9 protein-coding genes are annotated in these 8,048 nt (G+C 66.5%); 6 read left to right on the top strand and 3 right to left on the bottom strand.

The features are described from left to right. The 3 genes from WAW17_RS31060 to WAW17_RS31050 all read left to right on the top strand — a co-directional run. A partial coding sequence (locus WAW17_RS31060) for an alpha/beta-hydrolase family protein (RefSeq protein ID WP_422336676.1) occupies window positions 1-880 on the top strand: 880 nt, incomplete at its 5' end. Beyond that, window positions 877-1,545: a CPBP family intramembrane glutamic endopeptidase gene (locus tag WAW17_RS31055; RefSeq protein ID WP_422336675.1), complete on the top strand. Its 669-nt coding sequence runs from the start codon at window positions 877-879 to the stop codon at window positions 1,543-1,545. The genes WAW17_RS31060 and WAW17_RS31055, both read left to right, overlap by 4 nt. Before the next feature lie 4 nt (window positions 1,546-1,549). Further along, on the top strand, window positions 1,550-1,936 hold the full coding sequence (locus WAW17_RS31050) for a sterol carrier family protein (protein WP_422336674.1): 387 nt from the start codon (window positions 1,550-1,552) through the stop codon (window positions 1,934-1,936). Window positions 1,937-2,036: 100 nt separating this feature from the next. Here the strand turns inward: WAW17_RS31050 and WAW17_RS31045 are convergent, their stop codons facing one another. Further along, entirely contained in the window at window positions 2,037-2,468 is a 432-nt protein-coding gene (locus tag WAW17_RS31045; RefSeq protein WP_422336673.1) for a MarR family winged helix-turn-helix transcriptional regulator, read from the bottom strand. A gap of 64 nt (window positions 2,469-2,532) precedes the next feature. On the opposite strand from WAW17_RS31045, the gene WAW17_RS31040 reads away from it, so the two are divergent. Next, window positions 2,533-3,126, top strand: coding sequence for a maleylpyruvate isomerase family mycothiol-dependent enzyme (locus WAW17_RS31040; RefSeq protein ID WP_422336672.1), 594 nt, complete (start codon window positions 2,533-2,535; stop codon window positions 3,124-3,126). Here the strand turns inward: WAW17_RS31040 and WAW17_RS31035 are convergent. Further along, complete coding sequence (locus WAW17_RS31035) at window positions 3,123-4,457, bottom strand: class I SAM-dependent methyltransferase (RefSeq protein WP_422336671.1); 1,335 nt, start codon at window positions 4,455-4,457, stop codon at window positions 3,123-3,125. The genes WAW17_RS31040 and WAW17_RS31035 overlap by 4 nt on opposite strands. A gap of 171 nt (window positions 4,458-4,628) precedes the next feature. Between WAW17_RS31035 and purF the strand changes: the two genes are divergently transcribed. Together purF and purM are read left to right on the top strand one after the other, a co-directional pair. Further along, window positions 4,629-6,254, top strand: a complete 1,626-nt coding sequence (gene purF, locus WAW17_RS31030) for an amidophosphoribosyltransferase (RefSeq protein WP_422336670.1) — start codon at window positions 4,629-4,631, stop codon at window positions 6,252-6,254. A 117-nt stretch (window positions 6,255-6,371) separates the two neighbouring features. Then, window positions 6,372-7,451, top strand: coding sequence for a phosphoribosylformylglycinamidine cyclo-ligase (gene purM / locus WAW17_RS31025; protein ID WP_422336669.1), 1,080 nt, complete (start codon window positions 6,372-6,374; stop codon window positions 7,449-7,451). A 167-nt stretch (window positions 7,452-7,618) separates the two neighbouring features. Here purM and WAW17_RS31020 read toward each other — a convergent pair whose 3' ends face one another. Then, a complete protein-coding gene (locus WAW17_RS31020) occupies window positions 7,619-7,819 on the bottom strand; it encodes a DUF3073 domain-containing protein (RefSeq protein WP_109327228.1) in 201 nt (66 codons plus the stop codon). Window positions 7,820-8,048 lie beyond the last annotated feature (229 nt).

Genomic DNA, 8,048 nt, shown 5'->3' with positions numbered 1-8,048 from the left:
CGCGAACTCCGACGCCCGCATGGACATCGTGATTCGCGAACTCGAACGGACCGGTGCCTTTCAGCGGAAGGTCCTCGTCGTCATTCCCACTACCGGGACTGGGTGGGTCAACCCGACTGCGGCGCAGGCGATCGAGTTGGTACACAACGGTGATACGGCGTTGGTGGCCAGTCAGTACTCGTACCTGCCGAGCTGGATCTCGTTCCTCGCCGACGGGAGGAAGGCGGCCGCGGCCGGTAGGCAACTGATCGACCGTGTCCACGAGCGGTGGTTGCAGGAGCCGGAATCCACACGGCCGCAACTGTTCGTCTACGGAGAGAGCCTCGGTACGCAGGCGGGGGAGGGTGCCTTCGACTCCCTGGCCGACATCAGAAGTACCGTCGACGGTGTGTTGTGGGTGGGTCCACTGAACGCCAACCGCCTGTGGGGCCAGCTGATCGAGCGGCGGGACCCGGGTACCGCCGAGGTGGACCCCGAGTACGCCGACGGTCTGGTCGTCCGCTTCGCGGATGACACGGCCGACATGGTCGAGAACACCGAATGGTTGTCGCCGCGAATCCTGTACCTCCAGCACCCGTCCGATCCCGTCGTCTGGTGGTCGCCCGACCTGGTGCTGACCCGTCCCGACTGGTTGGAGGAGCCGCCGGGGGACGATCGGTCACCGTCGATGAGGTGGTTTCCGTTCGTGACCTTCTGGCAGGTGTCGGCCGACCTGACGAATGCGGCCGGAGTGCCCGACGGTCACGGACACAACTACGGGACCCTGGTGCTGGACGGCTGGATCGCCGTCGCCCGACCCGAGGGCTGGACGGCCGTCGACACCGAAAGGGTGCGGGCGACCCTCGAGTCGCTCGCCGGGACGGAAGGTCCGGAGAAGTGAGCCGGGGAGAAGCAGTTGTCACCGCGGCGACAGCCCTCGCGTGGAACAACGTGGCCCTGCCGCAGTCGGGCCTGGGTCCGCGTGGGCGGGCGATCATGGGCGGCGTGGCCGGGTTGACCGCGGTGGTCATCGCCCGCCGCAGGGGATACACGGCCCACGACCTGGGGTTGGCGGCGTCTGCAGTGCCGTCCGGACTGCGCCACGGCGCGTTGGCCGCCATGGTCCCGGCTGCCGCCTACGCTGTCGCCGCGCGGGTGCCGGCCTTGCACGCCCGACTGGCCGAGGGGGAGTCGCGGGCCGATTTCGCCGAATGGGTGGCGTTGCACATCCCGGTGGGCACCGTGGCCACCGAGGAACTGTTGTTCCGCAGTGTCCTGTCGACGATGCTGAGCCGAGCATGGCCCCGCAGTGCCGCGACCACGGCACATGCGTTGATCTTCGGTTTGTGGCATGTGCGCGCCGCTCGTTCGGCGGGCGACAGTGTGGCCGGCACGGTGATCGCCACCGGCGTTGCGGCATGGGTCTTCGAGGAGTTGCGGCGCCGGAGCGGCAGCGTCGTAGCCCCTGCGCTCCTGCACCTTTCGATCAACGTGGGTGGGTCGATCGCAGCGAAGGCAGCCCGCACGGGCAGCGCGAAATCGGCCAACCGAGGACCAGTAGATTGAGTGCATGCCACCCCGCCGTGCCGTCGATCCTGCCGAACTGAGAGCTGCGGTACTCGACGTCGCACCCTGGTTGCGCGGCGACACCGACGAGAAACCGGCCCGTGCTCAGCTTGCCGCCGCGGTCAGGCTCAGCGCCCGGACACTCGAGCAGGTGGCGCCCGGTTCGAGCGTCGAGGTTCGGGTGCCCCCCTTCGTGGCCGTCCAGTGCATCGAGGGCCCACGCCACACGCGTGGCACCCCACCCAATGTCGTGGAGACCGACCCGCGAACCTGGCTTCTGTTGGCCACCGGCCGCCTCGATTTCGTCGCGGCTACCGCGGACGGTGCCGTGACGGCGTCCGGAAGCCGGGCCGGCGACATCGAGCACTGGCTGCCGCTGCTGCGGATCTAGAGGGGTTGGCCGCCCGGGTTCGCCTCCGGGCAATGGGGCCGTCGGTGATTGCATCCGAGCGTGTGGACCTCACGCTCGGTTCGTCGATACGGATACGCGATCAGATGTCGGTGATCTCGCTGAGGAGGCGCAACGTGTCGCGCAGTTGCCTCGCACGCTCCGTACCGAGGTGTTCGGTCCATTCGCCCTCGACCTCGGCAACGGTCAGCGCGGCCACCTCGTTGGCGCGACGCCCACGCTCGGCGATCCGGACCAACTTGGCGCGCGCGTCGGACGGGTCGGGAACCCGCTCGACGTAACCGGCACGCTCGAGTTGATCGACCAGAAAACCCGTCGTCTGCTTGGTGATTTGTGCGCCGACGGCGAGATCGGTGATCCGGGAGCCGTCCGGTTGCAGGCGCTGGAAGACCCGGGCCTGTGCGAGTGTGAAGTCGGCGAAGCCTGCCGCTCGGACGGCTTCGAGCACGCGATTCTCCATTGCCCGATACGGGACGAACATCAGGAGTCCGAGGTTGAGTTCGCTCATCGTCATCCCTTGACCGCGGTTGAACACTGCGCGCACACTAGTCAGAGAATCTTACCAATCGAGGTGTGTCATGGACACCGACGAAAGCTGGAAAGTCATCGCTGTCGAGCGTCGAGGGGTCGCCGATCTCCTCGAAAGTCTCACCGAAGACCAATGGAACACGCCGTCCCTCGCCGATGGCTGGCGGGTACGCGATGTGGCTGCGCATCTGGCGCTGGCACCACAGCCGCCCTCGGTCGGCGCGATGATCCGGGCAGGGCTACGGGCCTTCGGCAGCTTCGACCGAATGAACCACGATGTCGCCGTCAGGTATGCCACCGAGCGCACATACGGCCACCTCGTGGAGGAGTTGCGCGAGCATGCCGATTCCCGCCGCCTGCCCGCTGTGACTAACTATCGGAACATCCTCTTCGACGTCCTCGTACACGGACAGGACATCGCAGTGCCGCTCGGGATCGATCGTCCGATGCCGCTCGCAGCCGCCAGAACGGGAGCCGACCGTGTGTGGTCGATGGGCTGGCCGTTCTGGGCGAAACGCAAGCTGAGGGGGCACCGCCTGATCGCCACCGACATCGAATGGGAGGTGGGCAGCGGAGAGGAGATCCGCGAACCGATCGCATCTCTCCTGATGCGACTCACCGGACGAGTCCCTCGGCTGGACTAGTTCGGTGATCCAGGCTCCAGCGGGGTGCGGGCCAGCCATGCCTCGCGGGTCCGCGGCATTCCGCTAGACCCGTCGTCTCCCGGGCGGACGGCGAGAACCTGGTGGATCGTGAGCCGCCCCTTCTCCTCGAACCCGAGTGCGCTGGCGGCGAGGTACAGCAACCAGGTGCGGGTGCGCTCGGCCCCGACCAGGCGGATCGCGTCGTCCCACGACAGCCGCAGAGCGCTCACCCACGCACGAAGTGTGAGGGCATAATGCTCACGCAGGGCCTCGGAGTCGCGCACTTCCAGCCCGGCGTGTTCGAAGGCGTCGAGTGTTCTGCTCAGCGGAAGGATTTCGCCGTCCGGGAAGATGTAGTTCTCGATCAGTCCCGGTTTGGCATGCTCCCGCGGCCGGGTTCCGACCGCCGCGATGGCGTGGTTCAACAGCCGTCCCTCCGGCCGCAACAGTGCGAATAGCTGGGCCGCATACACCGGCAGTGCGGCGTCTCCGACATGTTCGGACATACCGATGCTCGAGATGGCGTCGAAGGGGCCGTCCTTCACGTCCCGGTAATCCTGGATCCGGATCTCCACGCGGTCGGCGAGACCTTCTTCGGCAGCACGGGCCCGCGCCCAGCTCCTCTGCTCGGAGCTGAGGGTGACACCTACGACGTCGACGCCGTAGTTCCGGGCCGCGTGGATGGCCAGCGACCCCCACCCGCAGCCCACGTCCAGCAGGCGCATGCCCGGCCGCAACCCCAGCTTGCGGCAGACCAGATCCAGTTTGTCTCGCTGCGCAGAATCCAGGGTCCCGTCCGAGGCCTCGTCCCAGTACGCGCACGAGTAGACCATCGTCGGTCCGAGGAAGAGCCGGTAGAAGTCGTTGCCGACGTCATAGTGGTGGGACACCGACGAGGCGTCACGGGCCTTGCTGTGTTTCGATCCACGTCGCCGGGACACCTCGACGGCCGGGGGACGGGGTCGCACTCCGAGCCCGCCGAGTTGTACGAGTCGGCCCAACGCGCGCGCGGAGTTCCGCCGCCCGAGTTGCTTCGCGTCGGTACGCCCCAGTCGGTCGACGAGATCGGGGAGCGACAGCAAGGAGAAGATGTCACCTTCGACGTCGAGGTCGCCGGACACGTACGCGCGGACCAGCCCCAGCTCACCGGGCGACCACAGCAGGTGCCGGACGGCGCGCCGGTTGCGGAGGACGACTGTGACCTCCGACTCGGGTCCGGCCTCGGAGCTGTCCCAACACCGGACGTGAAGGGGAACGGAAATGCCCGTCAAGAGTTCGACTGCTCGGAGTACGCGGGACGCCGTATTCGCGCTGTCGCTACCGGTTTTCATGCAAGCCCCCGTATGTGGTGAAACACACGATCGAGTCGAGTAGAACCTAACCGACGTCCGCCGCCATCGCCGGGGGACACGCGTGCGGACCATACCGGCGGGAAGGCGGAGACCGAACGGGACGTAGACTGGCGGTTGCCCCTCACACGCCCATCCCCAGGGAGCACCCCGGTGACACGAACCGATCTGTCGGTTAACAGTCCACATCTCCTCTCTTCGCAGTCGTCCGCCTCGCATCCGATCGACGAGGACGAGAACGAACCTCGCGAAGAATGCGGTGTCTTCGGCGTCTGGGCCCCAGGCGAGGATGTGGCGAAGCTCACTTACTACGGCCTCTATGCTCTGCAACACCGCGGCCAGGAGGCGGCGGGCATCGCCGTCGCCGATGGTTCGCAGGTACTGGTGTTCAAGGATCTCGGACTGGTCAGCCAGGTGTTCGACGAACAGACCCTCGCAGCGATGCCGGGCCACGTCGCGATCGGCCATTGCCGCTACTCCACCACGGGTTCGACCACATGGGAGAACGCGCAACCGATCTTCCGCACCACCGCGGCCGGTAGTGGATTGGCTCTCGGTCACAACGGCAACCTCGTCAACACCGCCGAACTGGCGGGCCGGGCCCGGGAAGCCGGTCTGGTCAACGACAAGCGCCCCGGTGGCGCCACCTCCGACTCGGATGTCGTCGGCGCTCTGCTGGCCCATGCCGCCACCGACAGCACCATCGAGCAGGCAGCCATGGAATTGCTGCCGACGCTGCGTGGTGCCTTCTGCCTCACTTTCATGGACGAACACACGCTCTATGCGGCACGTGACCCGCACGGCGTCCGTCCGCTGTGTCTCGGACGCCTGGATCGCGGGTGGGTGGTGGCCAGCGAGACGGCCGCCCTCGACATCGTCGGTGCGTCGTTCGTACGGGACATCGAGCCCGGTGAGCTTCTCGCCATCGACGCGGACGGCGTCCGCTCCTCCCGGTTCGCGAACCCGGAACCCAAGGGCTGTGTCTTCGAGTACGTCTATCTCGCCCGCCCCGACAGCGTGATCGGTGGCCGATCGGTGCACTCCACCCGCGTGGAGATCGGCCGGCGCCTCGCCAAGGAGCACCCCGCCGAGGGCGATCTGGTCATTCCGGTTCCCGAATCCGGAACTCCGGCGGCGGTCGGGTACGCGCAAGGGTCGGGCATACCGTACGGCCAGGGCCTGATGAAGAACGCATACGTGGGCCGCACCTTCATCCAGCCGTCGCAGACGATCCGTCAGCTCGGTATCCGGCTCAAGCTGAATCCGCTCAAGGAAGTCATTCGCGGTAAGCGGCTGGTCGTGGTGGACGATTCGATCGTCCGCGGCAATACCCAGCGGGCTCTCATCCGGATGCTGCGTGAGGCGGGTGCGCTCGAGATTCACGTGCGGATCGCCTCGCCGCCGGTGAAGTGGCCCTGCTTCTACGGCATCGACTTCGCCTCACCTGCCGAGTTGATCGCAAACGGCGCCAGCGGAGCACGGGGCAATACGGGAGAGTCCGGGGGCGGTGAGTCCGGGAACATCGAGGACATGCTCGAGGGTGTGCGCCGGTCGATCGGTGCCGACACGCTCGGGTACATCTCGATCGACGGCATGATCGCGGCCACCGAGCAGCCGGCAACCCGGCTCTGCGCGGCCTGCTTCGACGGTAACTACCCCATTGCGCTTCCCCGGGAAACGTCGATGGGCAAGAACGTTCTGGAGGGAATGCTCGAGAGCGCCGTGGGTGGTCCCGCGATCCGGGACAACGACAACGCGGAAGCCCTGAGTCGGCCGTAGCCCAGTACAACGAGTCGGCGGCGGAACGTACTCCGGTACCGTTAGGACGCAATCGCAGCACTCGATTGCCCCGAACGAAGACTTTGACGAGCAACAGAAGGCTGGAGTAACAACCACATGACCGAGGATCCGACAAGTCGCGTGGGCGCGTCTTATGCCGCCGCAGGAGTGGACATCGCCGCAGGCGACAGGGCGGTGGAACTCTTCGCGCCACTGGCCAAGAAGGCCAGCCGTCCCGAGGTTCTCGGTGGTCTCGGTGGTTTTGCGGGTCTGTTCTCGCTCAAGGGTGACTACAAGGAACCGCTACTCGCTGCGTCCACCGACGGTGTGGGCACCAAGCTCGTGGTCGCTCAGGCGATGGACAAGCACGACACCGTGGGCCTCGATCTGGTGGCGATGGTCGTCGACGACCTCGTGGTGTGCGGTGCCGAGCCGCTGTTCCTGCAGGACTACATCGCCGTCGGGCGAGTCGTCCCCGAGCGTGTCGCGGAACTGGTCAGCGGCATTGCCGAGGGGTGCATCCAGGCAGGCTGTGCGCTGCTCGGCGGCGAGACCGCGGAGCACCCCGGCGTGATGGCCGACGGCGACTACGACTTGTCGGCCACCGGAATCGGTGTGGTCGAGGCTGACCAGCTGCTCGGACCCGACCGGGTCCGGCCCGGTGACGTCGTCATCGCCATGGGTTCGTCGGGACTGCATTCCAACGGATACTCGCTGGCCCGCAGGGTCCTGCTCGAGATCGATCACATGAGCCTGACGGCGCATGTCGACGAGTTCGGTCGCACCCTCGGCGAGGAGATGCTCGAGCCCACCAAGATCTACGCCAAGGACTGCCTGGCGCTGGCCGCCGAGGCCGACGTGCGCACGTTCTGCCATGTCACCGGCGGTGGACTGGCCAACAACCTGGCACGTGTGATGCCCAAGGGCCTCGTCGCCGAACTCGATCGCGGCACCTGGAGTCCGGCGCCGATCTTCGCCATGATCGCGCAGCGCGGACGCGTCGAGCGAGCGGAAATGGAACAGACCTTCAACATGGGTGTCGGGATGGTCGCTATCGTGGCGCCGGAAGACGTCGATCGCGCGCTCGCCGTCCTGACAGCACGGCATATCGATTGCTGGACGCTGGGCAGTGTGAAGAAGTCGCACGAGGTGTCAGCAGCGCGCGCAGTGCTGGCGGGCGATCACCCGCGTTTCTGAGATCCGACGACGTAGGGATCCGACGACGTAGGACGGAATGGGGCCGAGTGTGGCCCCATTCTTCCGCGCCCTTTCCTGGCACCATCCTGACCGCACCGTAGCGCGGCTGAAGATGTGGAAATGAGGGGGAGCCCGAATCGGCTCCCCCTCATTTCAGTGTTCAGTATTCAGCGTCGCCAGTCGTCGTCGTCCTCCAAGGAGTAACCCTCCCTGTCGGCACGCTGGTCAGCGAAGACCTCGTCCCGATGCGAGTTGGACGACCCACCCGAGAGCTCTCGTTGCAGGCTGTCAAAATCCGTGGTTGGTACGCTGTACTTCAATTCGCGTGCAACCTTGGTCTGCTTTGCCTTAGCCCGGCCGCGGCCCATGGCTGACCCCCTCGCGCTTTCGCGGGGCGGCCTGGGGAATTTGGCGGCCCCGTTTGAGTGTGTAAGTTCCTGCCCACACTCTAGCGTGGAAAACCCGCGCGCGCTCCCATCCGTCGTCTCCAGACGTGTCGGGTTGGTCTCACCGGGTCCGCGAGCTGCCGGAAGTCCGAAAATCTCGTCCTCAGAAGATTCCGGGAATCGCCCGGACGGTTGCCACCCCGGCCCCCAC

It is taken from the genome of Rhodococcus sp. (in: high G+C Gram-positive bacteria), from assembly GCF_049286785.1.
Classification (GTDB): Bacteria; Actinomycetota; Actinomycetes; order Mycobacteriales; family Mycobacteriaceae; genus Rhodococcus_F.
Note: the sequence above shows the minus strand (reverse complement) of the source record. Positions and strands in the feature narration are given on the sequence as shown.